23 protein-coding genes are annotated in these 24763 nt (G+C 55.1%); 15 read left to right on the forward strand and 8 right to left on the reverse strand.

Annotated elements, in window-relative coordinates; translation table 11 throughout:
* Positions 1-81: 81 nt before the first annotated feature.
* The 15 genes from NMUL_RS08725 (at position 82) to NMUL_RS08795 (ending at position 17512) form a co-directional block, all read left to right on the forward strand.
* Entirely contained in the window at positions 82-1209 is a 1128-nt protein-coding gene (locus NMUL_RS08725) for an HD domain-containing phosphohydrolase (protein WP_011380984.1), read from the forward strand.
* A gap of 284 nt (positions 1210-1493) precedes the next feature.
* Positions 1494-1730 (forward strand): HypC/HybG/HupF family hydrogenase formation chaperone, encoded by a 237-nt coding sequence (locus NMUL_RS08730; RefSeq protein WP_011380985.1) that lies wholly within the window; start codon positions 1494-1496, stop codon positions 1728-1730.
* A complete protein-coding gene (locus tag NMUL_RS08735) occupies positions 1723-2070 on the forward strand; it encodes a hydrogenase maturation nickel metallochaperone HypA/HybF (RefSeq protein ID WP_011380986.1) in 348 nt (115 codons plus the stop codon). Before NMUL_RS08730 ends, NMUL_RS08735 begins: the two co-directional genes overlap by 8 nt.
* 18 nt (positions 2071-2088) lie before the next feature.
* Positions 2089-2895, forward strand: coding sequence for a hydrogenase nickel incorporation protein HypB (gene hypB, locus NMUL_RS08740; RefSeq protein WP_011380987.1), 807 nt, complete (start codon positions 2089-2091; stop codon positions 2893-2895).
* Complete coding sequence (gene hypD, locus NMUL_RS08745) at positions 2892-4049, forward strand: hydrogenase formation protein HypD (RefSeq protein WP_011380988.1); 1158 nt, start codon at positions 2892-2894, stop codon at positions 4047-4049. The genes hypB and hypD overlap by 4 nt, the downstream gene beginning before the upstream one ends.
* 91 nt (positions 4050-4140) lie before the next feature.
* Positions 4141-6447 carry a carbamoyltransferase HypF gene (gene hypF / locus NMUL_RS08750; protein ID WP_238529788.1) on the forward strand — a complete coding sequence of 769 codons (2307 nt, stop codon included), beginning with the start codon at positions 4141-4143 and terminating at the stop codon, positions 6445-6447.
* Positions 6437-7441, forward strand: a complete 1005-nt coding sequence (gene hypE, locus NMUL_RS08755) for a hydrogenase expression/formation protein HypE (RefSeq protein WP_011380990.1) — start codon at positions 6437-6439, stop codon at positions 7439-7441. Before hypF ends, hypE begins: the two co-directional genes overlap by 11 nt.
* A 6-nt stretch (positions 7442-7447) precedes the next feature.
* Positions 7448-9244, forward strand: coding sequence for an NAD(P)H-dependent oxidoreductase subunit E (locus NMUL_RS08760; RefSeq protein WP_011380991.1), 1797 nt, complete (start codon positions 7448-7450; stop codon positions 9242-9244).
* A complete protein-coding gene (locus tag NMUL_RS08765; protein ID WP_011380992.1) occupies positions 9241-9978 on the forward strand; it encodes a 2Fe-2S iron-sulfur cluster-binding protein in 738 nt (245 codons plus the stop codon). The genes NMUL_RS08760 and NMUL_RS08765 overlap by 4 nt, the downstream gene beginning before the upstream one ends.
* The gene (locus NMUL_RS08770) at positions 9968-10516 is read left to right on the forward strand and encodes an NADH-quinone oxidoreductase subunit B family protein (RefSeq protein WP_011380993.1); all 549 of its coding nucleotides are present in this window, start codon (positions 9968-9970) and stop codon (positions 10514-10516) included. Before NMUL_RS08765 ends, NMUL_RS08770 begins: the two co-directional genes overlap by 11 nt.
* Positions 10517-10581: 65 nt before the next feature.
* Complete coding sequence (locus NMUL_RS08775; RefSeq protein ID WP_011380994.1) at positions 10582-12063, forward strand: Ni/Fe hydrogenase subunit alpha; 1482 nt, start codon at positions 10582-10584, stop codon at positions 12061-12063.
* A 271-nt stretch (positions 12064-12334) separates the two neighbouring features.
* Positions 12335-13057, forward strand: coding sequence for a PEP-CTERM sorting domain-containing protein (locus NMUL_RS16355; RefSeq protein WP_011380995.1), 723 nt, complete (start codon positions 12335-12337; stop codon positions 13055-13057).
* On the forward strand, positions 13021-13566 hold the full coding sequence (locus tag NMUL_RS15380) for a hydrogenase maturation protease (RefSeq protein ID WP_011380996.1): 546 nt from the start codon (positions 13021-13023) through the stop codon (positions 13564-13566). Before NMUL_RS16355 ends, NMUL_RS15380 begins: the two co-directional genes overlap by 37 nt.
* Positions 13547-16216 carry a bifunctional acetate--CoA ligase family protein/GNAT family N-acetyltransferase gene (locus NMUL_RS08790; protein ID WP_011380997.1) on the forward strand — a complete coding sequence of 890 codons (2670 nt, stop codon included), beginning with the start codon at positions 13547-13549 and terminating at the stop codon, positions 16214-16216. Before NMUL_RS15380 ends, NMUL_RS08790 begins: the two co-directional genes overlap by 20 nt.
* 429 nt (positions 16217-16645) lie before the next feature.
* Entirely contained in the window at positions 16646-17512 is an 867-nt protein-coding gene (locus tag NMUL_RS08795) for an HAF repeat-containing PEP-CTERM protein (RefSeq protein ID WP_011380998.1), read from the forward strand.
* A 140-nt stretch (positions 17513-17652) separates the two neighbouring features.
* Here NMUL_RS08795 and NMUL_RS08800 read toward each other — a convergent pair whose 3' ends face one another.
* The 8 genes from NMUL_RS08800 to NMUL_RS08835 form a co-directional block, all read right to left on the reverse strand.
* Positions 17653-18546: a universal stress protein gene (locus NMUL_RS08800; RefSeq protein ID WP_011380999.1), complete on the reverse strand. Its 894-nt coding sequence runs from the start codon at positions 18544-18546 to the stop codon at positions 17653-17655.
* 33 nt (positions 18547-18579) lie between these two features.
* On the reverse strand, positions 18580-20274 hold the full coding sequence (locus tag NMUL_RS08805; RefSeq protein WP_041352502.1) for a multicopper oxidase family protein: 1695 nt from the start codon (positions 20272-20274) through the stop codon (positions 18580-18582).
* 124 nt (positions 20275-20398) lie between these two features.
* Complete coding sequence (locus NMUL_RS08810) at positions 20399-20911, reverse strand: hypothetical protein (protein WP_011381001.1); 513 nt, start codon at positions 20909-20911, stop codon at positions 20399-20401.
* A gap of 189 nt (positions 20912-21100) precedes the next feature.
* On the reverse strand, positions 21101-21931 hold the full coding sequence (locus NMUL_RS08815; RefSeq protein ID WP_011381002.1) for a sulfite exporter TauE/SafE family protein: 831 nt from the start codon (positions 21929-21931) through the stop codon (positions 21101-21103).
* 3 nt (positions 21932-21934) lie between these two features.
* Entirely contained in the window at positions 21935-23218 is a 1284-nt protein-coding gene (locus NMUL_RS08820) for an NAD(P)/FAD-dependent oxidoreductase (RefSeq protein ID WP_011381003.1), read from the reverse strand.
* A gap of 92 nt (positions 23219-23310) precedes the next feature.
* Positions 23311-23652: an ArsR/SmtB family transcription factor gene (locus NMUL_RS08825; protein WP_011381004.1), complete on the reverse strand. Its 342-nt coding sequence runs from the start codon at positions 23650-23652 to the stop codon at positions 23311-23313.
* Positions 23645-24151 carry a YeeE/YedE family protein gene (locus NMUL_RS08830; protein WP_011381005.1) on the reverse strand — a complete coding sequence of 169 codons (507 nt, stop codon included), beginning with the start codon at positions 24149-24151 and terminating at the stop codon, positions 23645-23647. The genes NMUL_RS08825 and NMUL_RS08830 overlap by 8 nt, the downstream gene beginning before the upstream one ends.
* A gap of 13 nt (positions 24152-24164) precedes the next feature.
* Positions 24165-24599 carry a YeeE/YedE family protein gene (locus NMUL_RS08835; protein ID WP_011381006.1) on the reverse strand — a complete coding sequence of 145 codons (435 nt, stop codon included), beginning with the start codon at positions 24597-24599 and terminating at the stop codon, positions 24165-24167.
* Positions 24600-24763 lie beyond the last annotated feature (164 nt).

Raw genomic sequence — 24763 nt, forward strand, 5'->3', positions numbered from 1 at the left:
ACAAAGTGGGTTTGAACAATCATAAAACCGGCGCTATGTAGAATAGTTGCCAGACGAAAGCGACACTCTGCCAAGTTTCATATGTCTGATCATCGAGACGCCCTCGAAAACCTTAATCATCACGCCCCCCTCTCTGAAAAGCTGAAAACTTTGCACGCCGCGCTTGGCAAGCGCTTCACGTTCATAGACCGGGTGGCGGTGGCTATCTACGACCCCAAGACGGATGAGCTCAAGACCTTTATCCACAGCAGTGGAGAAGCCAATCCGCTTGTCAACTATCAGGCCAAGCTGAGTCAAGCCCGCTCGTTGCAGAAGATCCGGGAAAGTGGCAAACCTCGCGTCGTGAATGACTTGACGATATTTGTCAAAGGCACCCAAGAGCATACGCATCGCATTGCAACCGAGGGCTATGGTGCGAGTTATACGGTGCCGATGTATTTCAATGGCGATTTCTTTGGATTCGTTTTTTTCAACTCTTACCGCACGAACGTTTTTGACGAAGAGGTATTGCACCTCCTCGATATGTTTGCCCATCTGATCTCTCTGGTCGTGATGGGGGAACTGGCCTCGCTGCGTACACTAATTTCTGGCGTCCATGCCGCGCGCAACTTCGCTAACATGCGCGATACGGAAACAGGCGCCCATCTCGAACGAATGTCGCGCTATGCGCGTATCGTGGCAAAAGAGCTTGCGCCAAAGTATGGCTTCGATGACGAGTACGTTGAGCAGATATTTTTGTTCTCCCCGCTGCACGATATCGGGAAAATTGGCATTCCCGATAGCATCCTGCTCAAGGCCGGCTTGCTCGAGCCCGGCGAACGGGAGATCATGAAAACGCACTCGGAAAAGGGCCGGCAGCTGATCGATAGCCTGCTGCGCGATTTTCGATTGGATTCCTTTGGATATCTCAACATTCTTCGCAACATTGCAGAACACCACCACGAAACCCTGGACGGAGAAGGTTATCCGCATCGGCTGCGAGGCGGGGAGATTCCCATTGAGTCCCGCATCGTCGCCGTGGCGGATGTGTTTGACGCGCTTACCAGCAAGCGTCCCTATAAGGAAGCGTGGAACATGGATGAGGCTTTCCAGGAATTGCGCAAGCTTGCAGGCAGCAAGCTCGACTCCGATTGTGTCGAGGCGCTTATCAAGAACAGGGTCCAGCTGGAAGAGATTAGGAATCGCTTCCAGGAACCCTCGTTCTCCTGAATGAGGTGCCTGGACCCAGAGCCGAGAATGCCGGCACACTACGGCAGTGCCCCTCTCGACGGATCTCCTTGCTGTACTAACTGCCATTCCATTGGCTGCATTAAGAGGAGAGTGCTTTTTTTAAAGGCTGCCAAAACAAGCAAGGAATTGAAGATCAAGGTGGAAGGTCGGCATTCTAAGGCGGCGAAATCCCCCTTGAGTCCGGCCAGCTATTTGCACTTCAGGCTAAATGCCCCCTTCAATTAAGATTGAATTGACTGGAAATTGGGTAGACAATATTTTTTATGTGTCTCGGTATCCCCATGCAGATAATCGAAGTCGATGGCTTTAACGCGCTTTGCGAAGCAAAAGGCGTAAGGCGCGAGGTGAGCCTATACCTGGTTCAGGACGAGCAGGCTGCAATTGGTGATTTCGTCATGGTGCACGTGGGATACGCCATCCAGAAAATAAACGAAAGCGAGGCGCGCTCAGCCTGGGAGCTTCACGACGAGTTGCTTGCTGCCGGGGCGGACGATGCATGAATTCTCTATCTGCCAAGCTTTGATCACACAGGTCGAGCAGATTGCGATCAGCCACGGAGCGTTGAAGGTGCAATCGGTAAAGCTCCGGATCGGTTCCCTCTCTGGCGTGGAACTGCCGCTGCTTGAGCATGCGTATCCTTTTGCCAGCGCGGGTACCCTGGTAGAGGGTTCTACGCTTGAAATAGAGCGTGCTCCACTCAAAGTAAATTGCGAAGCATGCGGCCTCGAATCAGAGGTTAAGGCAAATTTGCTCACATGCCGCATGTGTGGGAGTTGTCTGATCAGAGTTGTGAGTGGCGAGGAATTGACGCTCATGAGTGTTGAATTGATCACCACTTGAAGTCTCGGGAGGTCTGGAATGTGCAACACGTGTGGTTGCAACATCACACCCGGTAACCGGGAATTTGCTTATAAGCCGGTAAACGGCATGACCCCGGTTTCGGTCCTGAAGAACCTGCTGGCCAAAAATAATGACCAAGCGGAACACAACCGCCGGCATTTCGACAGGCATCGGCTGCTGACAGTAAACCTGATGTCATCCCCTGGCGCCGGCAAGACGGCCTTGCTGGAAGCGTCCATTGATGCTTTGCGTGACAAGTACCGTATCGGTGTGATCGAGGGTGATCTGGAAACCGAAAACGATGCGGTGCGCATCCGCGCCAGAGGAGCGCCGGCATACCAGATCACTACAGGATCGGCGTGCCATCTCGATGCCCACATGGTGCACGACGCATTGCATGAATTTCCGCTGGAGGAACTGGATATCCTGTTTATCGAGAACGTAGGCAACCTCGTGTGCCCGGCAAGCTTTGATCTGGGCCAGCATAGGAATGTCACTCTGCTCTCTGTCACGGAAGGCGATGATAAGCCCGCAAAATACCCCGTGATGTTCCGCGCCGCGGATGCGGTAATTCTCACCAAAAGCGACCTATTGCCAGTGCTGGATGACTTTGATCCGGCTCGAGCAGAACTCAGTCTTCGCAACCTGGGTAGCCGAGCACCGGTAATCAGGCTTTCCGCCCGGAAGAATCTGAACCTCGGTGATTGGCTTGATTGGCTTATCGGCGAACTGGTGCAGAAACGGGGGAAATTAGCTGCGGACGTTCTGGCACAACCTGTGGCAGACCCGCAATCGATATTGTCCAATACGGGAATGGGCGGATGACACTTACCGCTCAGGAGTGGCTAAAAAAAATCCATGAGCTGCCACTCGATCGCCCTGTACGTATCATGAACGTATGCGGAGGCCATGAGCGTTCGATTACCATGGCAGGAATCCGAAGCGCCCTGCCGGAATGTGTCGAACTCATCGCCGGGCCAGGGTGCCCGGTCTGTGTCTGCCCTGAAGAAGATGTATACCAGGCGATTCAGCTCGCGCTGCGCACCGATATGATTCTGGTCACTTTCGGTGATATGCTGCGCGTGCCCGTGAACGTGCCGAAGAAAGAAGTGCGATCCCTGGAGCAGGCCAAGGCAGCAGGAGCGGATGTGCGTCCCATTGCCAGTCCGCGCGAAGCAGTCAGGATAGCTCAGCAAAACGCGAAACGACAAGTCGTTTTCTTTGCTGCGGGTTTTGAGACCACCACAGCCCCGGTAGCAGCCATGCTGCTGGAGGGGGTACCGGACAATTTATCCATCCTGTTGTCAGCGCGGCGCACATGGCCTGCGGTCGCAATGCTGCTTGATTCTGATGCACCAGGCTTCGATGGGTTGGTGGCGCCCGGTCATGTTTCCACTGTCATGGGGCCGGAGGAGTGGAATTTCGTCTTCGAAAAGCATGACATTCCCACTGCCGTTGCCGGCTTCCAGCCCGTGTCACTGCTAGCCGCCATGTATTCCGTATTACGCCAACTGCTTGAAGGGAAGCGTTTTCTGGATAATTGTTATCCTGAGTTAGTGCGGCCCGGGGGAAATCGAGCCGCACAGGCGCAACTCGCGGAAGCATTGAATGACACGGATGCCAACTGGCGCGGCATTGGTGTTATCCCATCTTCCGGTTTCAGTCTCCAAAAGCGCTTCGCAAAGAACGATGCGCGACTTCAATTCCCCGATTTCGATACAGAGAACCGCAAGCGCGCTGGCCAGATGCCGCCCGGTTGCGAATGCGCGAGCGTAGTCCTTGGAAGAATAAATCCAAACCAGTGCAAGATTTATGGCCATGCCTGCACACCGAAAACACCTGTGGGCCCGTGCATGGTGTCGGACGAAGGTGCTTGCCGCATCTGGTGGGCAGCAGGCGTACGGGAGAACACGGCCACTGGAGTGAAGACGGTGGCAGATAGCTCTTCTATTCCGGTGTTACCTGAGAAGCCAGAATAAGCGGCGCAGGTTTACGGCAAGAGGCTTGGAAGCCGGACGCATTATATCCTGTTCGGTTCTTTTCTCTCATTTCTCCTGCTGCCCTATGAATATGAAAGAGGAGCAAATTACTCGACCGTGTAAACCCGAAGCGCGCCGCTGGCTCATAGGGGGGCGGGTGCAGGGCGTGGGTTTTCGCCCGTTTGTGTACCGTCTGGCGCAGCGATTCCGCTTGACTGGGCATGTGCAGAATACATCCGGCCAGGTGGTGATCGAAGCAGCGGGAAAAAAAAAGCTTCTGGATGTGTTTGGCGTCGCACTGCTTGCCGAGGCACCCCCTCTTGCTCAACCGGAGATGGTGCACGTTGAGAAAATCCCCTACCTCGAAAGGGATGGCTTCGAAATCCTGCAAAGCTCTGACAATTCGTCAGGGCGCATTCACATTCCTCCGGATTATTTCTTGTGCGATGACTGTAAGCGGGAAATGCAAACACCGGGTGACAGGCGCTATCGCTACCCCTTCATTAACTGCACCCAGTGCGGTCCCCGCTACACGCTGATCACCAAGCTGCCTTACGATCGTCCTAATACGGTGATGACAAGCTTCGAATTATGCTCTCAATGCCTGAGAGAGTATGAAGATCCGGGCGACAGGCGTTTTCATGCCGAACCGGTAGCTTGTCCGACATGTGGCCCACAGCTTTGCCTGTCGGCACCCGAAGGCCGGATTAACGGACCCGCCGCGCTCACAGCTTCTGTTACCGCCCTGCGGCGAGGTGAGATCGTTGCAGTGAAGGGCATTGGCGGTTATCACCTGATGTGTGATGCCCGCAACGAGACAGCGATTGGGCAGTTGCGCACAAACAAGCATCGCCCACATAAACCGCTTGCGCTGATGTTTCCCTGGTGCGGTGATGATGGACTAGCGCAGGTGCGGGATGAATTGGAGATCGATGCTCAAGGGCAAGCATTACTGCGGGCGCCAGCGCGGCCCATCGTGCTCTTGCGAAGGCGCAGAGATTCAATGTTGCCTCGATCTATCACCCCCGGGATAAGGGAAATCGGTGTAATGCTCCCCTATAGTCCCCTGCATCATTTGTTGCTCCATGAACTGGATAAACCGGTAGTGGCCACCTCGGGAAATGTGAGCGGAGAGCCAGTACTGACCGCTAATGCAGAGGCGGAAACGCGGTTGGCCCGAGTGACTCGGGTTTTTCTTCATCATAATCGCCCCATTGCGCGTCCCGCGGATGATCCGGTGGTCCGTGTCATTGCAGGAAAGCCTCGTTTGGTTCGAGTGGGACGCGGCGTTGGCCCGGTTGAATTCGACCTGCCTGGCCTGTTTGTGCAGCCATTGCTGGCTGTGGGCGGGCATATGAAAAACAGCATCGCCTTGGGCTGGAATGGGCGGGCCATCCTTTCTCCCCATATCGGGGACCTGGATGCTCCCCGAAGCATGGCAGTATTCGAACAGGTCATTTCGGATTTGCAGCGATTGTATGGCGCTTTCCCGCAGGCTATTGTTTGCGATGCCCATAAAGGGTATGCCAGCAGCCGCTGGGCGGATCGGCAGGGCTTGCCACTCATTCCCGTCTGGCATCATCATGCCCATGCATCTGCTTTGGCGGCTGAACATTCGCGAGAACTTACATGGTTGACTTTCACCTGGGATGGCGTCGGCTTGGGGGAAGACAATACCCTTTGGGGAGGCGAAGCATTGCTTGGTCGGCCAGGAGTCTGGCGCCGAGTCGCCCGCCTGTGTCCTTTCCGGCTACCAGGAGGCGAGCGGGCAGGCCGGGAACCGTGGCGTTCTGCTGCTGCCCTTTGCTGGGAAAGCGGAATAGAGCCTCCTGCCATGGGAATCCGCCTGGAACTGCTAAAAAAAGCCTGGAAAAAAGGACTGAATTCGCGCGTCACCACTGCAGGGGGACGTCTTTTTGACGGCGCTGCCAGCCTGCTCGGGTTACTCAGACATGCGAGTTACGAGGGCCAGGCGGGGATGTATCTGGAAAATATTGCAGACGCCTGCGATTCAGAAAGCGAGGTGGATGTAATTGATCTGCCTCTTTTCCAAAGTGCTACCGGTTTGCTCACCGCGGACTGGAAACCGTTGCTCCCCGCGCTGCTCAATGAGGCGATTCCGGTTGCGCGAAGGGCAATGCAATTTCACTTAAGTCTTGCAAATTCCATTATGGTCCAAGCGCAACGTATTCATGCATCAACACCGTTTGATCGGGTAGGCCTGACCGGCGGGGTTTTCCAGAACAAACTGCTTGCCGAGTTGGCTGTTTCACAACTGACAGCTGCCGGGTTTGAAGCATATTTGCCGGAAAGAACCCCTTGCAATGATGGAGGCATTGCGCTGGGTCAATTGGTCGAAGCAGCTGCGGGCCTCGAAGCAGGTGCGCATGGAGGATAGGCACGTCAGCTTGGCCCATGGCAATGGCGGCAGTTACATGCGGGAGCTGATCGAAACCGTGTTTGCGCGCCATCTTTCCAACCCCTTGCTCGATGTACAGGCGGATGCCGCGGCCTTACCTCCCATGGATGGGGTGATAATGATAACCACGGATGGCTTTACTGTGCAGCCGCTGGAGTTCCCGGGGGGCACGATCGGTTCCCTGGCGGTGCACGGAACCGTAAACGACCTGGCCGTATCCGGCGCCCGGCCCTGCTATCTCACGCTCAACGCCTTTATTGAGGAAGGCTTCGATATGGCGCAGTTGGAACGCATTGTGGCGAGCCTGGCCAGTGCGGCACGGGAGACGAATGTCGCTGTGGTAGCGGGTGACACCAAGGTTCTTCCGCGCGGGCAAGGGGGCGGGCTGTATCTTGCCGCCACCGGAGTAGGTGTGAGGCCACCAAATCTGGAGCTTGGCCTCGACCGGGTAAAACCGGGAGACCTCATCCTCGTAAGCGGTCCGGTAGGCGATCATGGCGTTGCCGTTATGCTGGCCCGCGAGCAATTTGGCTTGAGCGGCGAATTGCTGTCGGACGCAGCCAGTGTGCTTCCCTTGACGCAGGCATTAGTACCGTTGCCGGGCCTGCATTTCATGCGCGACCCCACCCGGGGCGGGCTTGCTACCGTTCTGCATGAAATCTGCCGCGCCACAGGACTGGAAACGCGGCTCAACCAGGCGGCGGTTCCGGTACGCGATCAGGTAGCGTCGGTATGCGAAATGCTGGGGTATGATCCTTTTTACCTGGCTTGCGAAGGGCGGGTGGTGGCGGTGGTGGAATCCCCTCAGGCGAGCGAAGCGCTTGCCCGATTGCAGGCGCTGCCGCAGGGCTGCCAGGCCGCGATTATTGGAAGTGTGAACCATGGCCGTCCGCACGTCGTACTTGAAACCGAACTGGGGGGAGAGCGTATTCTGGATGAACTGGAGGATGATCCGCTCCCCCGGATATGCTAGAAATGAATGATGCAGCCCCCTGATCTTCCCGATATCGAACAGCAGATCGCAATCATATGCCAACGGCACGGCTGTGAGCCCCATCGCCTGCTTCAGATCCTGATCGACGTGCAGGAGATGTACTGTTTTATTCCCCCTGAAGCCATCACCTTCATTGCCAGGCATCTCAATCTCCCGCGGGTGAACGTGGAAGGCGCTGCCGGTTTCTATTCGTTTCTTTCGCTCGAACCCGCAGGCCGATACCGCGTCCTGTTTTCCGACAACGTGACCGATCGGATGCTGGGTAACGAGGAACTAATGCGCCATTTCTGCAACAGGCTGTGGCTTGAGCCTGGCAAAGTGTCGGAGGATGGACTGATCAGTACAAACTTTACTTCCTGTACCGGAATGTGCGACCAAGGACCGACCGCGCTGATCAATGGATGGCCGGTTACCCGCTTAAGCAAGGAGCGCATTGATCTCATCGCCGATTTGATCCTCAGCAAGTCCCCTGTTTCTGACTGGCCGTCTACTTTGTTCGAGGTCAACGACAATATTCGCAGGACCGATCGGCTCCTGGGCGAACCGTTCGAACCTGGCTCGGCGATCAGGGCAACACTCATGCGTGGCGCCGATGCGACACTGGGTGAACTCAAATTGTCCAGATTGAGAGGGCGCGGTGGAGCGGGATACGCAACGGCGGACAAGTGGACCGCTTGCCGGGATTCTGAGGGGACAGCGCGTTATATCGTTTGCAACGCGGATGAAGGCGAGCCGGGGACATTCAAGGATCGTGTTTTGCTGAACCGTTACGCGGATATGGTGTTTGAAGGCATGACCGTAGGCGCGCGACTGCTGGGTTCCACAAAGGGGTTTTTGTATCTGCGCGGGGAATACCAGTATCTCCTAAAAAAACTTGAAGAGGTACTGGCACGGCGGTGCGAGGCTCGCCTGCTGGGCACCGATATCCTGGGCGAGCCAGGGTTCGATTTCGATATCGAGATCCATCTGGGCGCCGGTGCGTATATATGTGGGGAAGAATCCGCGTTGATCGAATCGCTTGAAGGGAGGCGAGGCAAGCCGCGCAACCGCCCGCCGTATCCTGCGCAGCATGGCTATCTCGATCAGCCCACAGTCGTGAACAACGTGGAAACGTTTGCCTGTTCAGCCATGATCGCCGTGCATGGAGGCAAGTGGTTCGGGGAGACGGGTACATGGGAATCAAGTGGCAGCAAGATTCTCAGCATCGCCGGCGACTGCACCTTGCCGGGCATTTACGAATATCCGTTCGGCGTGTCCGTGCGGGAAATACTGCAAGATTGCGCTGCGGAAGAAGCCTATGCTGTTCAAGTCGGCGGTCCGTCCGGCATTCTTGTTTCCTGGAAGGAATTCGAGCGCAGCATTTCGTTTGATGACTTGCCCACCGCGGGCGCCTTTACCATATTCGGGCGCGGCCGCGATATCTTGGAGGCGGTGCGCAATTACGCCCACTTCTTCGCGCATGAAAGCTGCGGTTTCTGCACGCCCTGCCGGGTAGGAACGCAGTTGCAGAAAAAGCTCGTGGATAAAATTGCAGACGGTCATGGCACGGCCTCGGATCTCGAAGAACTGAAGCATTTGGGACATCTCATGAGAACCATGAGCCATTGCGGACTGGGACATACGGCTCCGAATCCGGTGCTGGATATGCTGGAAAAATTTCCCGGCGCTTACGAGCAAAAGCTCACCAGCCTGTCCTTCGAACCCGCATTCGATCTGGATGCCGCACTGGCGACAGCGCGCAGGATCACCGGCAGAGACGATCCATGGGCCCACTTGCCATGACCAGCACCATTACGATCGACGGAAAGACAGTGCCGTTCACCGAGGGGCAGACCATCATGGATGCGGCGCTCGCAGCCAAGGTTTATATTCCCCACCTTTGCCATGATCCCGAGTTCAAACCCCACGGCAGCTGCAAGTTGTGTGTAGTGGAGGCCAATGGACGTAACGTCACATCCTGCACCATGCCTGCTTCCCCCGACATGGTGGTGATCAACGATACGCCCGAGCTGAATGAGGATCGCAGGGCGCTGGTGCAGATGCTGTTCGTCGAAGGCAACCACATCTGCCCGGCTTGCGAAGCGACGGGAAATTGCCAGTTGCAGGCGGCCGGCTACTACCTTCGCATGCAAAGCCCTCACTTCATGCACTTCTACCCCCCTCGCAGGGTGGATGCTTCGCATCCCGACATTTTTCTCGATCTCAATCGCTGCATTCTGTGTGAGCTCTGCGTTCGCGCCAGCCGCGATATCGATAAAAAGAACGTGTTCGGCATTTCAGGGCGAGGCATAGATTCTCATCTTGCGGTCAATTCCGAAAGCGGCAGATTGGGCGACACCGACATGGCGGTAACCGACAAGGCCGCGCATGTTTGCCCCACCGGCGCTATTCTGATCAAACGCAAAGGTTATACTGTACCCATAGGGCAGCGGATATTCGATCAGAAGACGCTGCGCGAATTCCATCTGGAGCAGCAGAAGCGAGTCGAGTCTGAGGATGGACCGGATGGCGGATGAAAAACCCAAGATTCGCATCGCGACCTGTTCCCTGGCAGGATGTTTCGGCTGCCATACCTCACTGCTCGATATCGACGAGCGGCTGTTTGATCTTATGGAGATGGTCGAATTCGACCGCACTCCCTTCACGGATATCAAGCATTGCGGTCCGTGCGATATCGGCATTGTCGAAGGCGGGGTCAGCAATGCCGAGAATGCCCGGGTGCTTAAGGAATTCCGCGAGAATTGCAACGTGCTGGTGGCAATCGGCTCCTGCGCGATCACGGGTAACGTTCCAGCGCTGCGCAACAATATCGATTTGTGGGACTGCTTTCAGGAGGTGTATTTGTATGACTCTGGAACAGAAGGCAAGCAGATACCCAACGATCCAGAGTTGCCGCTTCCATTCGACAAGGTGTATCCCATCTACGAGGTCGTGAAAGTGGATTATTTCCTGCACGGCTGCCCTCCCCCTGCCGATGCGATCTGGAGATTTCTCACTGCCCTGATCCAGGGAAGAGAGCCGGAGATCGGTTATGAATCGCTCCGGTACGATTAGGATATTCCCCTTGTGCTGTCCCTTGCCTGCACCAATAGCGGTCGGAAGGAATATGGGAGTAGCGGATGACATCTGAACTGGAAACTGCCGCGAATCCAGAGAAGCTTAAGCGGATCGTAATCGAACCGGTCACCCGCGTGGAAGGTCATGGCAAAGTGACCCTCCTGCTGGATGAGGATAACCGGGTGCAGCAGGCGCGCTTTCACATCGTCGAATTTCGCGGCTTCGAGAAATTCATTCAGGGACGTCCCTATACGGAAGTACCGGTATTGGTGCAGCGCCTCTGCGGCATTTGCCCGGTGAGTCACAATCTTGCCGCTTCCAAGGCGATGGATGTGATCGTGGGGGCAGCGCCTCCCCCCGCGGCCGACAAGCTGCGCCGCCTGATGCACATGGGGCAAATGCTGCAATCGCACGCGCTGCATTTTTTCCATCTCTCCTCTCCCGACCTGCTCTTCGGCTTCGATGCGGAAGTGGGGAAACGCAACATCGCCGGTCTTGCCATGCAATTCCCCGATATCGCCAGGCAAGGGGTCGGATTGCGCAAGTTTGGCCAGGAAGTCATCCGCATGACGAGCGGCAAGCGCGTACACGGCACAGGCGTGATTCCAGGCGGCATGAGCAAAAATTTATCTCGCGAAGATCGGGATTGGCTGCTCGCCGAGATAGACCAGGTTGTGCGCTGGAGCCAGCAAGCAGTGAACCTTATCAAGCGTCTTTATGGCGAGCATAAGGATTTTTACAACAACTTTGGCTATTACCGCTCGAGTTTCATGAGCCTCGTGCGTGAAGACGGGGCCATGGACCTGTATCACGGGAACCTCCGGGCTATAGATGACAAGGGCCAGACCATTTTCGACCACGTGGATTACAGCCACTACGGGGATTACATCCACGAAGAAGTGAAGTCATGGTCTTACATGAAATTTCCGTTCATACGTTCCCAAGGCAGGGAGGAAGGCTGGTACAGGGTGGGGCCGCTGGCGCGCGTCAACAACTGCGATTTCATCCCTACTCCTCTGGCGGAGGCCGAGCGCAAAATTTTCAAGGAATATGACGGGGGGCGTGCGTCCCATGCCACGCTCTCCTTTCACTGGGCGCGCATGATCGAAATGCTCCACTCTGCGGAGGCGATACGGGAGCTATTGCACGATGACGATTTGCTGAGCGACGACCTGGTGAACATCGGGGAACGACAGCTGCGTGGCGTAGGCGTAATCGAGGCGCCGCGAGGAACATTGATCCACCACTATCGGATCAACGAAGACGAGCAGATCGTGCGCGCCAATCTGATTGTAGCCACTACGCATAATAATCAGGCGATGAACGAAGCCATACGCCAAGTGTCGTTGCAATACCTCGACGGGCAGCAGCTTACCGAAGGCTTGCTCAATTATATCGAGGTAGCGATCCGCGCGTTCGACCCCTGTCTTTCCTGCGCGACTCACGCCTTGGGAAAAATGCCGCTGGAAGTGGAGCTGGTGGATGCGGAAGGAGCAAGAGTAAAGAGAATAATTAAGGATTCCGATGGGGGGTACCGCGCTTAACTATCTACTATCGATCTGGAAATGGGATTCCCACTTAAAACAACATTAAGGCGATCGCAATGTTTTTATCCCTCATTGGAACTGCTCGGAATAACTAACGAAAGAAAAAGAGCGGCTATACAAGCAAGGATCTTTACTTACCCTATCACCCTGCTTGAAAGCGCAAGGGGATCAAAACTCTATGATTTCTCTTATACTAAAAATAGATCGGCTGCTGTTCAGCAGATGGTTATGGATACCTCTTTGACAAATAATAGAAAGGAGTGGTGAAATGAAAATTACTTCGTTTACAGGTATCCTTACATACGCCTTCCTATTCTTATTTTCAGGATTTGCACAGGCTGTTTCGGTTTCTGTCCCGGGAACCGCCAACCCTTACCTGGCAGGAATGCCGGATGGATCAACCGCCCTGCCTGACCGGGCTCCTTATCAATCCCCGGTAGAGGTCACCGGGTTAAACCTTGCAACTAGCGGAAAATTGACATTTACAGGGGCTACCGGTGGCGTTAGCAATACTCCTACCTGCGATGGAACAAATTGCAGTTCCATTGACGGTAACGTATATAACGGCGTCCTGTTCTATGATCATGGGGAGGATGCCCAGAATGGGATATCGGACATCAAGGCGCCGATCAATTCGCTGGTTGGCGTATTTTTGACGGACAGCAGACCTGATTTGACCCCGGCGCCTTCCAAACTGGACTTTGAGGCAACTGGCCTGAATTTTACCGCTCTGTCGCCGGAGCTCAAGCAAGTGTTCTTTATTGGCGATGGGATGACATCCGACGGCACAATACAGCAATTTTCCATTCCATCTTCTGCCACCCGTCTTTTCCTCGGCACAATGGATGGGGGCGAATGGTTGAACAATAGCGGTGCCATCCTGGTCAATGTCGCTCAAGTAGTACCCGAACCAGAGGTTTACTCCATGCTCTTTGCCGGACTCATACTTTTGGGGTGTGTAGCAAAGAGGCGGAGAAGCCGGGAAGCCTAAAGATCTCACGCATTTCAGATTTAACACCTCCCCTACTGGTCTTCGGATACGGCAACCCCAGCCGGGGGGACGATGCCCTGGGGCCCCTGCTGATAGAGCGCCTGGAAGCGCTTGACTTGCCCAATGTAGAGCTGCTCACGGATTTTCAGCTCCAGATCGAGCATGCTTTGGACCTGCAGAGCCGCGAAAGGGTGTTGTTCGTGGACACCAGTATCTCCTGCGTACCACCTTACGCCTTTTCCCGGCTTCTTGCGCGCAAAGATGTCAGTTTCACTAGTCACGTGATGAGCCCAATAGCACTCCTGTACGCCTATCTGAACCTATATGGGCCTCCTCCTCCTGCTTATCTAATTGAAATTCGCGGAGACTGCTTCGAACTGGGAGAACCCCTCGGTCCTCGAGCTGCTGCCAATCTGGATGCCTCCTTCCAGTTGGCAAGGAGGTTATGTTCAAATCTCGATTTGTGTGCATGGGAGGAATTTGTGAATCATGAGCAAGCATTACCTTAGTCCCCTTTTTACGCCCAGGTCGGTTGCCGTATTCGGCGCAAGCAATACCTCAGGCAAGGTCGGCTACGTCGTGTTTGAAAACATGTTGAAAAGCGGTTTTCAGGGGGCGCTCTACCCCATCAATCCTAAATATCCCGAGGTACAGGGAAGACCGGCCTATTCTTCCATCGGTGTGATTCACGAGCCGGTTGAACTGGCTGTGATTGCCACGCCACCTCAGACAGTGCCTGGCATCATCGAGAACTGCGGCAACGAGGGCGTAAAGGCGGCGATCATCATTACTGCCGGTTTTCAGGAGGAAGGAGATCGCCTGGAGGAGCAATTGCTGGCCACCGCCCGCGCTTTCGGTATTCGCCTTGTCGGCCCCAACTGCCTGGGCATCATGCGCCCCTCGATCGGGCTCAATGCCACGTTTTACAAAGGGGGAGCCAACAGCGGGAACATCGCGTTCGTCTCCCAGTCCGGCGCGCTCTGTACCGCCATTCTCGATTGGGCGCAAAACAACGACGTAGGCTTTTCAAGCATCGTCTCGATGGGCTCATCGACCGATGTCGATTTCGGGGAGATTCTTGATTATCTGGTGGCTGATACTGCCACGCAGAGCATTCTGATGTATATCGAAGGAATCCGGGATGCCCGCCGGTTCATGAGTGCGCTTCGCGCCGCGACCCGGCTCAAACCCGTGATCGTTGTAAAGGTCGGCCGCCATGCGGCGGGGGCAAAGGCGGCGCGTTCACATACCGCTGCACTGGTGGGAGCCGATAATGTGTTCAATGCAGCACTCAACCGGGTGGGTGCGGTGCGTGTGCAGACCGTCACCCAACTCTTTACAGCAGCGAAGGCGCTATCGCTCAATTTCTGCCGATTCGGCAATCGGCTCGCCATCGTCACCAATGGCGGAGGCCCGGGCGTCATGGCGGCTGACCGGGCTGAAGACTTGGGCCTGGTCCTGGCGCCCCTTGAGGATGCCACGCTTCAATACCTTGATCAGCATCTGCCTCAGCATTGGTCCCACGGAAATCCGGTCGACATTATTGGCGATGCCGGAGCGGATCGCTACCGCCACGCGGTGAAAGCCTGCCTCGAAGATGAGAACGTGGACGGAGTGCTGACTATCCTCACCCCACAGGCCATGACGGCGCCCCTCGAATCGGCACAGGCGCTGATAGCCCTTTCCGCCGCGCACTGTAAGCCACTGCTAGCCTGTTGGATGGGCGAAACACAAGTTGCCTCGGCGCGGGAGGCCTTCGCCCGGGCCCGTATACCCTACTTTCGTACCCCCGAGCCCGCAGTTGAGGTTTTCTCCCATCTCTCGGCCTATTACCGCAACCAGCAATTGCTGGGACAAATGCCGGGGCCACTTTCGCATTATCTCGAACCCAACGTGGAAAGCGCTCGGGTCATTATCGAAGGGGCCATGCAGGAACAGCGGACAATATTGACGGCAATGGAATCCAAGGCAGTTCTGGCGGCATTCCATATTCCCGTCGCTCCGACGATGCTCGCCCGCTCCCCGGCCGAAGCACTTCTCATCGCGCAGCAACTGGGATTTCCAGTAGTGATGAAAATCAACTCACCCGATATCACCCACAAGACCGACGTAGGCGGCGTCTTGCTCAACCTGAAAAATGCCCACGAAGTTCGTGCCGCATATCAGGATATGCTGGATACCGTGCGGGAGAAACGCCCTGAGGCACATCTGGAGGGGGTTTCCATCGAACCCATGATTCGCAAGGCCAATGGCCGGGAATTGATGGTCGGGGTTACCAGCGATCCGGCGTTCGGACCCGTCATCACATTCGGGCCGGGCGGCACCGATGTCGAGATCAGGAGCACGCCTGCGATTGCCCTGCCGCCGCTAAACAAATTTCTGTCAAGAGAACTGATAAGGGAAGCCAACATTGCCAGGCTGCTGGGCGCATTTCGCCAGATGTCTCCGGCTAACCTTGGAGCGCTGGAAGACGTGCTCTTGCGCGTCTCGGAAATGGTATGCGAACTGCCCTTCCTCAAGGAGATGGATATCAACCCGCTCATCCTCGATGAAGCAGGTGCCCTGGCTGCAGACGCCCGCATCATTGTGGAATACCGTAAACCCGGCGCTGATCGCTATGCGCACATGGCCATCGCCCCCTATCCGGCCCACCTCGTCAACCATTGGCAGCTGGCCGATGGCACCGACATCATCATTCGTCCAATCCGCCCGGAAGATGCCGAACTGGACCAGCGGTTCATTCGCGGGCTATCGAAGGAATCCCGGTACTTCCGCTTCATGCAGGCAATGCAGGAGTTGCCGGAAACGCTGCTCGCATCGCTCACCCAGATTGACTATGGCCGGGAGATGGCGCTCATCGCCGTTACCGAGGATAAAGGCCATGAAGCCGCCCTGGGCGTTGCCCGTTATATCATCAATCCGGATGGAAGCACCTGCAATTTCGCCGTGGCCGTGGCCGACAGCATTGCCGGAAAAGGATTGGGAGGAAAACTGATGGTTTCCCTGATGGCTGCTGCCCGGGAGCAGGGACTGAAAGAGATGGAAGGCAGCGTACTCAACAACAACCACCGCATGCTCAAATTCATGAATGATCTCGGTTTCGCCATCAAACCCGACAAGGAGGACCACGGACTCATGAAAGTGAGCAAGGTGTTGTAAGAATAGTACGCAGCAATTCAATTGCTTGCCACTCTAGCGGCGGAACAGTACCTAAAAATGGTGTTCAGTATGGTTTTGTCTGAGGTGCGTTCTCATCAGTATCGGCATTGCTATATCGGTGAAGCGTTTGGGTAACATCAGTGTCATAGTGAGGTTTGATCTGATACTGACTGTCAAATTCAAGTGATTGCTTTGGGCGTAAAACAGCCTGTCACTACTGCTCGTGCCGCAGTGTTGTAAAACCAGGAGTAAATGTCTTTCGCTGATAGCCTGATCGGCTCATATACTTTTCCCTTGACTGATCTAAACTGGATTATGAGAAATGACGGGAGTTGGACAGTATCTCTGATGGAGAGCACTATCGATGCGCTTCCCATAAAATCTCGATTGTCCTGAATCCCTAAAAACCGTTCTTACCGAGAGAAAATCATGAAAACTACTCCTAGCTCTAAAATCCACAGCCTGATTCTGGGGGCAGCCCTGAGTATCGCACCTGGTTTTGTTTCCCCTGTCTCCGCACAGGAACGTTCATATATCCTCAACTTCTATGACAACAGTCTAACCGATCTCGGGACGCTGGATCTGGGTGGAGGTTCCAGTTACGCCCGTGGCATCAATGATACCGGGCAGGTGATGGGGGAGTCCCTTCTTCTAGGCGACCCGAATAATGCGCACGCTTTTATCACCGGTCCCAATGGTGTGGGCATGACCGATCTCGGGACGCTAGGGGGAATGTGGAGTACTGCCAACGACATCAATAATGCTGGGCAGGTGGTGGGGAGCGCAGGCACGGCCGCAGGTGAGCGTCACGCTTTTATCACCGGCCCCAATGGCGAGGGCATGACCGATCTCGGGACGCTGGGGGGAAATTACAGTACCGCCAACGACATCAATAATGCTGGGCAGGTGGTGGGGTGGTCCACCACGGCCTCAGGTTCCGAGCACGCTTTCATCACTGGTCCTGATGGCGTGGGCATGACAGATCTCGGGACGCTGGGGGGAAATTACAGTACCGCCAACGACATCAATAATGCTGGGCAGGTGGTGGGGAACTCCGCCACAGCCGCAGGTGAGGGACACGCTTTTATCACCGGCCCCAATGGCATGGGCATGACAGACCTCAATTCGCTGGTTGAGTGGCCAGCCGGAATTGCTCTAGCGAACGCTGTCGACATCAATAACGTGGGACAGGTCCTCGTCAATGCTGCGATCCCTGAGCCTCAATCCTATGCTTTGATGCTCGCGGGCCTCATGCTGGTCGGATTCATGGTTCGGCGAAAAAGCCTGCCGGCATAAAATACCTGCAAACCCGACCCAATCAGTGCATGGAAGAGCATGCGCTCTTGTAGTTTTCTTAGGCGTGAAAGGCCGTTCCTGGCACTCCGGGGCAATTCGAGCCTGACTTGTTTGTTAGCTCAAATCCAAGCTAATACATTTCAGAACGTCGGTACTACCAATATATCGCAGCTTGCCTCTTGTATCACGCGCCTTGCTACACCGCCGAGCAGCGTCTCCTCCTGCTCGGACTGTCCCTGTTTGCCGATGACAACCAGATCAGGGTCAAGCACTTCCATATTTTTCCGGATTACAGTAGATACAGGGCCCAATTCCATGATACTGGACAAGGTGGGCTTTGGCCCTCTCAATTCGGAGATAAATTCCTCCATCTCCTTTTTCTTTTGTACCTGAACTTCGCTCTCGTAAACTTTAATCAGCTTATTATCTACACCGGCAGACTCCAGCCGGGCTTTGAAGGGCACCTCGACCGCGTGCAGAGCAGTAATATGTGCATGCGGAGCAATGTTCACGGCAAACTCCGTTGCCTGACCGGAAAATTCCGAGAAATCCACAGGGATCAGCACTTTCCGGTACGCTGCCCGAGGCTCCCGTTTGACGATCAGCACGGGCCGGGTAAGCTTGCGCAGAACTTTGTCGACAGTAGAGCCAACAAATAGCTCTCGCACCAACCCACCGCCATGAGCTCCAAGTACGACAAGGCCAGCATTCAGGAACTCCGCATAACGAACGATCTCGGTATAAGGGCGTCCCACATTCAGTGTCGTGATCGACACCGGGATCCTGTATTTTTCGGAAAGTGTGTGTTCGATTTCCGTTAATTGCTTACGCGACAGCTCCATCAATCGCTGCTCAGTTTCAAGCGGTGTCTTCGTTAGATGACGTAGCGTTTCAATGGCAAGATTATCTATGACATGTATCAAGTCCACAGATTCGCTACCTAATTCATGCGCCAGCAACGCCGCCCGTGCCGCCGCCCAACTCGCAAGCGGGGACATGTCGGTACCGACTACTATTCGCTTTATAGGCAACATAAAGGGGTTTTCCTTCAAAGGTTTCTAAGCATGTCAGCTTACATAAAAATTCCGCATCATGCCCAGATCTTCATGCTCCAGATTGTGGCAGTGATAGAGAAACAGGCCGGTGTAATCCTCGAACGGTTTGATCACATCAATTTCCTCGTTCGGCATGACCAACACAGTATCTTTCCAGCCGCTGTTAATGAAACCTTCGCGGACACTGGCATAGCTATCCGTGTCTGCGCCCTTTAATCTACGTGAAATGATCCGGAACTGTTGACCGTGCATATGGATGGGATGCGGCAACATCATCATGCCCATGCCGCCCATTCCCCCTCTCATTCCACGACCCCCTCCTCCCATGCCGCCCATTCCATCCCGCCCACCCATCATCGACCCATGCTCGTTGGTTATACGGACCTTTCGGATGGTATTGAGCGGGATGCGTTCGATATCCATTGCTTCATGCATTTCGAAAGACGCGCCGTTTAAGAGGGGCGACATATGCTCCATGGAGGCGGCGATTGGTACAGGCTGATCCGGATTTGCAATATCGCTTTCTGGCAGATTGCGCATCCTGACCAGCCTCTCCGGCAGCCGGGGAGACTCGCTGACTTTTTCAACAACGCTGAATTTCACAATCGGAAAGTCTTCACCTTGGGCCAGTCTTGCTGTTCCCATGCCCATGCCGCCCCTGCCTCCCATTCTCCCGCGGCCCATGCCACCGTGCATTCCCATGCCGCCACCCATCCCCATTCCCATTCCCATCTGGGGAAAGTCGTATTCGAGGCTCTGCAGCGTCAAATCCGTTCCAGGCTTGCGGCCGCTGAAGTCGACCCAAAGCTCGACCCGCTCTGCAGGTGCCAGTATGATATATGGAAAGGTTTCCGGCGCTTCCAGCAGGCCTCCGTCGGTGCCGATTGCTGTCAGGGGCATGCCGTCTTCCCATCCCAGCTTGTAAATCCTCGAATTCGAGCCGTTGAAAACGCGTATTCGATAAGCGCGGCTTTTTACCGGAATAGTAGCGTTTACCTGCCCGTTAACCAGGATGGTATCTCCCAGGAAACCCGTCATCCGCTCATGCATCCCGAAAATGTATTGCAACTGATTTCCCGCGGTGAAGCGACGGTCCTGAATGACGAGGGGAAGATCGTACTCGCCATCGGGCAGATTCAATTTTTGCTCCTGCTCATCCGTAATCGTGATCAATCCGGCCTGGCCGCGATAGACCTGCGGCCCTGTCATTTCATGCGGGTGTGCGTGATACCAGTTTGTGCCGGCCGGGTTCTTTACCTCGAACTCGTACACGTACCTTTCACCCGGCTCTATCGCATACATGGGATGTCCATCCATCTTCTGCGGCACGTGCATACCATGCCAATGCATGATCGAGGGTTCAGGCAATTTGTTGTAGTAAAAAATTCGCACTTTTTGCCCATGGGCAAGGTTCATGATTGGCCCCAGATAGCTTGTGCTCTTCAACAAGGCCGTTTCAGGCCCTCTCAATACCTTCCCATCGTATTTGAAAACGCTCGTACGGGGACCTGGCAGGATTTGAATCTCCGCTATTTGCGCGATGAACTCAATTTCTACATCCGGCTTGAAGGCAGAGTTGGGTTTCGTATTCAATATACCCGCGCCCGCGCCATGCTGGCTCCATGCCCACCCTGGAAACATAGCCGAGGCTGCACCCGCCAAGGCATATTGCATGAATTGGCGTCGCTTATAATCTTGATTTTTCATGATTTTCTCCGTTTTTTTCCATGGGACTGGGGACACAAGATTAGTTCCGAGGTGATGGCCCTATTCTTCCCGCAGGCAAAGAATAAAAAGACCTTTTTAAGTCGATATTCTGCGGCCGCCCCTGTTATTTTTGGTGCATATGGGAGTGGAAATGGCCTGGAACAGCATGACGCGCATGATCCCTTAGCTGGGCATCAAACCAGTGGTGAATGGCGTCAACCAATTGGGGCGATTCGGTGGAGTAGGCAATTTGCGCCCCATCAGGCAGTACGGAATACTCGATTTTGATTCGCCCTGATTTGGCTGATTTCAATTCAGCCAGGCCGGGCATGCCCTTGCCGTGAATGCGCTCGGGCTTTGAGAAATCGCCCCGTTTAAAATCTTCTGAAATCTCGTACAAATGGGCCCGTATCAGCTTGACTTGCTTCACATCCGATTTGTCCTTAACCACCACTTGTTGCAAGCCGCCCTGATTTGTCTTGGAAAAAACATGCGTCGTTTTCTCCAAATCGAATGGCATCACATGAGTGCCGCGCTTTGCGACTTCATCAAGCCGCTTCTCACCCGCCTTTTCCATTGCCTGAGCAGGGGTTGCCGCCAATAGCGCAATTATCATTCTCATGATGGATAGCTTCATTTCATCCCCTAACCTGATTCATGTCCATAAAACTCGGGAACCCTTAGCCTTTGTATAACGAAAACTTCATACTGCAGGGTTGGGTCACATATCCAACACCTTGGGACGACCGGGTTGGATGAAGGTGAGTGTCCTTAAAGTATAGAAGGCCATGCCTAAATCATCCCGGATTAACCTACTGTTTCATTTTCAGCTGCTGATTCCTGTTACAGCCGCTATGGCTTTGATCCCCATGCCCGTCGCTACGACCGCGGCAAGAATGGCAAAGCCTTTTTGCAATCCCTGACCTGTGAAGCGGGCCGCGAATGTGCCCGCAGCCAGCATTGCCACCACCGTGCCTCCTGCAAAGGGCAATGCAATCCGCCAGTTCATACTCCCGGATAATGCCGCTGAAAATGTGCCAGCTGCGGATACCAGTGCAATGACCGCAAGGGAGGTGGACACGATGCTCCGCATATGAAGACGCGTGGCTTTTTGGAGCGCAGGCACGATGATGAAACCACCCCCGACTCCAAGCAGACCGGAGAGAAAGCCGGCTGCAACTCCCCATAAGGTCAGTGAGCGGGCGCAACGAGCATCCCATATCAGACGGCCGCTGAAATCGTCGAGCTGGCAAGGAGTGGCAGGCAAGGAAGCAGTTGCGGCTTTCTCAGAATGATTTCCCAAGCGTCTGAACATGCTGAGGGCGATATAGGCAAGCACCGCGGCAAACAGGAGGCTCAAGGCTGCGTCAGGTATCTGTCGGGCGATGTATATTCCTCCGGGCGAAGCCAGCGCCCCGGTGAACGCGATGAAACCGGCCGCCCGATACCTTACCCTTCCCTGTTTCAATGCACGCAGCGCGCCGATGGCGGCCGAGATGCTGATTGCAAACAATGCAATGGGTGCGGCCTCTGCCACTCCCAATTGCAAGCCGAAAACGAGCAGTGGAACGGCAATGATAGCGCCGCCCGCCCCGGTTAGCCCGAGTATTAGGCCAACCAGGGCGCCAAAAAGGGCGACAACTATTGAGACTGGCACGGCTCAGATGGTACTGCCCGGACGGGCGAGCCACTCGCGCCCTTTCAGGAAACCATGCCAGTAAAACCACGGCAGGAACTTCGCCTTGAGCAGCCAGGCCAGGTAGCGCGGAACTGTCGGATCGAGCCGAAAAGTCGGGAGCAGCTTGCCGCCGAACCCGAACTCGGCAAGAATGACCTTCCCCTTTTCCACGGTAAGCGGACAGGAGCCGTACCCATCGTACAGTGTGGCCAACTCCCTTCCTTCCCTCGCTGCCAGCAGGTTTTCCGCAACTACAACGATCTGCTTTCTGACAGCAGCAGCGGTCTTCGCGTTAGGGGCGGAGCACACATCCCCAAGAGAGAAGATATTTGCATAGCGAGAGTGCCGCAGCGTCTTGTGATCAACCTCACACCATCCCGTGGGATCTGCCAGGGAGCTTTTGCGCACGAAATCAGGGGCCATCTGGGGCGGCGAGATGTGCAGCATCTCGAAGGGCTTTGCCACCCGCTCGATGCTTCCATCGGGCTGACGGATATCAAACCAGGCAGTCCTGTTTGGCCCATCCACCTTGACGAGGTTGGAGTTGAATACGAGATTTGCGTTATAGCGCTTCACGTACTCCATTAGTGGCGGAACGAAAGCCGCCACACCGAACAGCACAGGCGCGGCGCTGTTGAACTCGACGCTGATATTGTCGAGCACTCCTTCCCGCAACCAGTGATCGCATGACAGGTACATTGCCTTTTGCGGGGCGCCCGCGCACTTGATCGGCATCGGCGGCTGGGTAAAAATAGCCCTGCCGCCCTTGAATTCCTTTACCAGAGACCAGGTATACGGCGCCAGACCGAATCTGTAATTGGATGTGACGCCGTTTTTCCCCAGCGTATCCTCCAACCCCTCGATCTGCTCCCACGCCAGGCGCAGGCCCGGGCACACCACCAGTTGCCTGTAGCCGACAGAACGGCCGCCCACCAGATGAACAAGATTGGAATCCGGATCAAAGCCATTCGCTGTAGCCTGGATCCAGGTAGCTCCGGGCGGAATGACGCTGTCCATCGGCTGCACCGTTTTTGCGATGTCGTACGCGCCTCCCCCCACGAGCGTCCAGGCTGGCTGATAGTAGTGCCGGTCACCGGGCTCGATGATTGCGATGCGCAGGGAAGGCTGACGTCGAAGCAGGCTCGCTGTAACCCCTATGCCTGCCGCGCCTCCTCCAATCACAACGACATCAAAGTCTCCGCTCCAGTTACAAGCGGCATCGATCGGGGGTGTGGATACTGCGTTGTTCCGAATACGCTCGTTCATCACTTAATCCTCCTTCTTTCAATTGTTCCTGCTCCACCCGCGGCCCAGGGTAGGCCATGCATATTGTTTGCAATCGGGTACAGCGTGAATAATCAGCTCTTGTGGGGGGTATTACCCCCGCCTCCGCAATAAATGCTGTACAGGGTTTCCATAATCCTGACCACATCAGGATTCGCAAGGCTGTAAATGATGTACTTGCCCTTACGCTCGGTCGCGACGAGGCCTTCCTCGCGCAGTACGGTCAGCTGCTGGGAAAGGGTGGGCTGACGGATTCCCAGATCTTTTTCCAGTTCGCCAACGCTGCTGGGACCATTGATCAGCTGGCACAGGATGAGAAGCCGGTCTTCATTCGCCAATATCTTGAGCATGGTGCAGGCGGCTAACGCGGCAGCGCGCATGCTGATCATGTCCGGGAAATCGTGTACTTTATTCATTACCGGTCTTTCTCCGGGCCCGCGAATCATCTGGACGGTCTACCGGTTGAGCATCTCCTGTTTGCACAGGCCCGGATCGACGCCCCGCTCTGCCTTTCTCCAGCATTGCGAAAACACCCATCCCCAGCAACATGGCGCCTACAAAGACCATACCCTTGGCACTTCCGCTTCCGAGTAACACCAGGGCAGGACCAGGACAAATGCCAGCCATTCCCCAGCCAATGCCAAATGCAAGGCTGCCCAGGACAAGTCTCTTGTCGATCAACCGCGAAGCGGGAATTTGCATCTTTGCACCGAGATAGCTGCGATCGCGCCTCCGAGCAGCCGTAAATGCCAGCGAAGCAACTCCTGCCGCTCCTGCCATGACCAGTGCAAGAGAGGGATCCCATGCGCCGGCAACATCGAGGAACGCCAGAACCTTTGCAGGATTGGCCATCCCGCCAAGAATCAGTCCCAGGCCAAAGATCAGGCCGGACAGCAACGCTATCAGATTGGTCATCCAGTTTCTTCCTTTATGATTGAAATACATGCCGAGTGAGGTAGACCGTGAGCATGCCTATGCTCATGAAAATGAGTGTTGCTACAACTGAGCGTGGCGATCCCCTCGATATCCCGCAGACTCCGTGACCGCTCGTGCAACCGGAACCATAGCGGGTGCCGATTCCGACAATCAGTCCCGCCGCTGCCAGCACGGCATAGCTGGCGTCAATCCGGATCAGGGGCAACTCCTGGAAAAACTGCCAGGCCAGGGGTGCGGCAACAAGGCCGGAAACAAAGGCCACACGCCACCCTAGGTCACCCTTGGCGCGAGTGAACATCCCTCCGACGATGCCGGAAATTCCGGCGATCCTTCCATTGAAAAGAACTAGCAGGGCAGCAGCGAGGCCGATCATCGCGCCGCCCACGAGTGCAGACCACGGGGTAAACTGATTCCAGTCAATGAACATGGATACTTCCTCCCAGCGAGATTCGATGACGTATAAAAGCGCAACATGACTCCATGCCGTTAATAGACTATCTATTTTCAAATAGATTCAAAATATATATTATATTTATATATATAATATAATTAAGAGCTTTTTAAACCTGTTTGACTTGACCAACTTTAGGG

Source organism: Nitrosospira multiformis ATCC 25196 (assembly GCF_000196355.1).
Classification (GTDB): domain Bacteria; phylum Pseudomonadota; class Gammaproteobacteria; order Burkholderiales; family Nitrosomonadaceae; genus Nitrosospira; species Nitrosospira multiformis.

What these genes read in the sequence shown, in the direction of transcription:
- NMUL_RS08725 (WP_011380984.1), top strand. Translation starts at nt 82, where the DNA reads ATGTCTGATCATCGAGACGCCCTCGAAAACCTTAATCATCACGCCCCC.
- NMUL_RS08730 (WP_011380985.1), top strand. Translation starts at nt 1,494, where the DNA reads ATGTGTCTCGGTATCCCCATGCAGATAATCGAAGTCGATGGCTTTAAC.
- NMUL_RS08735 (WP_011380986.1), top strand. Translation starts at nt 1,723, where the DNA reads ATGCATGAATTCTCTATCTGCCAAGCTTTGATCACACAGGTCGAGCAG.
- hypB (WP_011380987.1), top strand. Translation starts at nt 2,089, where the DNA reads ATGTGCAACACGTGTGGTTGCAACATCACACCCGGTAACCGGGAATTT.
- hypD (WP_011380988.1), top strand. Translation starts at nt 2,892, where the DNA reads ATGACACTTACCGCTCAGGAGTGGCTAAAAAAAATCCATGAGCTGCCA.
- hypF (WP_238529788.1), top strand. Translation starts at nt 4,141, where the DNA reads ATGAAAGAGGAGCAAATTACTCGACCGTGTAAACCCGAAGCGCGCCGC.
- hypE (WP_011380990.1), top strand. Translation starts at nt 6,437, where the DNA reads ATGGAGGATAGGCACGTCAGCTTGGCCCATGGCAATGGCGGCAGTTAC.
- NMUL_RS08760 (WP_011380991.1), top strand. Translation starts at nt 7,448, where the DNA reads ATGATGCAGCCCCCTGATCTTCCCGATATCGAACAGCAGATCGCAATC.
- NMUL_RS08765 (WP_011380992.1), top strand. Translation starts at nt 9,241, where the DNA reads ATGACCAGCACCATTACGATCGACGGAAAGACAGTGCCGTTCACCGAG.
- NMUL_RS08770 (WP_011380993.1), top strand. Translation starts at nt 9,968, where the DNA reads ATGGCGGATGAAAAACCCAAGATTCGCATCGCGACCTGTTCCCTGGCA.
- NMUL_RS08775 (WP_011380994.1), top strand. Translation starts at nt 10,582, where the DNA reads ATGACATCTGAACTGGAAACTGCCGCGAATCCAGAGAAGCTTAAGCGG.
- NMUL_RS16355 (WP_011380995.1), top strand. Translation starts at nt 12,335, where the DNA reads ATGAAAATTACTTCGTTTACAGGTATCCTTACATACGCCTTCCTATTC.
- NMUL_RS08790 (WP_011380997.1), top strand. Translation starts at nt 13,547, where the DNA reads ATGAGCAAGCATTACCTTAGTCCCCTTTTTACGCCCAGGTCGGTTGCC.
- NMUL_RS08795 (WP_011380998.1), top strand. Translation starts at nt 16,646, where the DNA reads ATGAAAACTACTCCTAGCTCTAAAATCCACAGCCTGATTCTGGGGGCA.
- NMUL_RS08800 (WP_011380999.1), bottom strand. Translation starts at nt 18,546, where the DNA reads ATGTTGCCTATAAAGCGAATAGTAGTCGGTACCGACATGTCCCCGCTT.
- NMUL_RS08805 (WP_041352502.1), bottom strand. Translation starts at nt 20,274, where the DNA reads ATGAAAAATCAAGATTATAAGCGACGCCAATTCATGCAATATGCCTTG.
- NMUL_RS08810 (WP_011381001.1), bottom strand. Translation starts at nt 20,911, where the DNA reads ATGAAGCTATCCATCATGAGAATGATAATTGCGCTATTGGCGGCAACC.
- NMUL_RS08820 (WP_011381003.1), bottom strand. Translation starts at nt 23,218, where the DNA reads ATGAACGAGCGTATTCGGAACAACGCAGTATCCACACCCCCGATCGAT.
- NMUL_RS08825 (WP_011381004.1), bottom strand. Translation starts at nt 23,652, where the DNA reads ATGAATAAAGTACACGATTTCCCGGACATGATCAGCATGCGCGCTGCC.
- NMUL_RS08830 (WP_011381005.1), bottom strand. Translation starts at nt 24,151, where the DNA reads ATGACCAATCTGATAGCGTTGCTGTCCGGCCTGATCTTTGGCCTGGGA.
- NMUL_RS08835 (WP_011381006.1), bottom strand. Translation starts at nt 24,599, where the DNA reads ATGTTCATTGACTGGAATCAGTTTACCCCGTGGTCTGCACTCGTGGGC.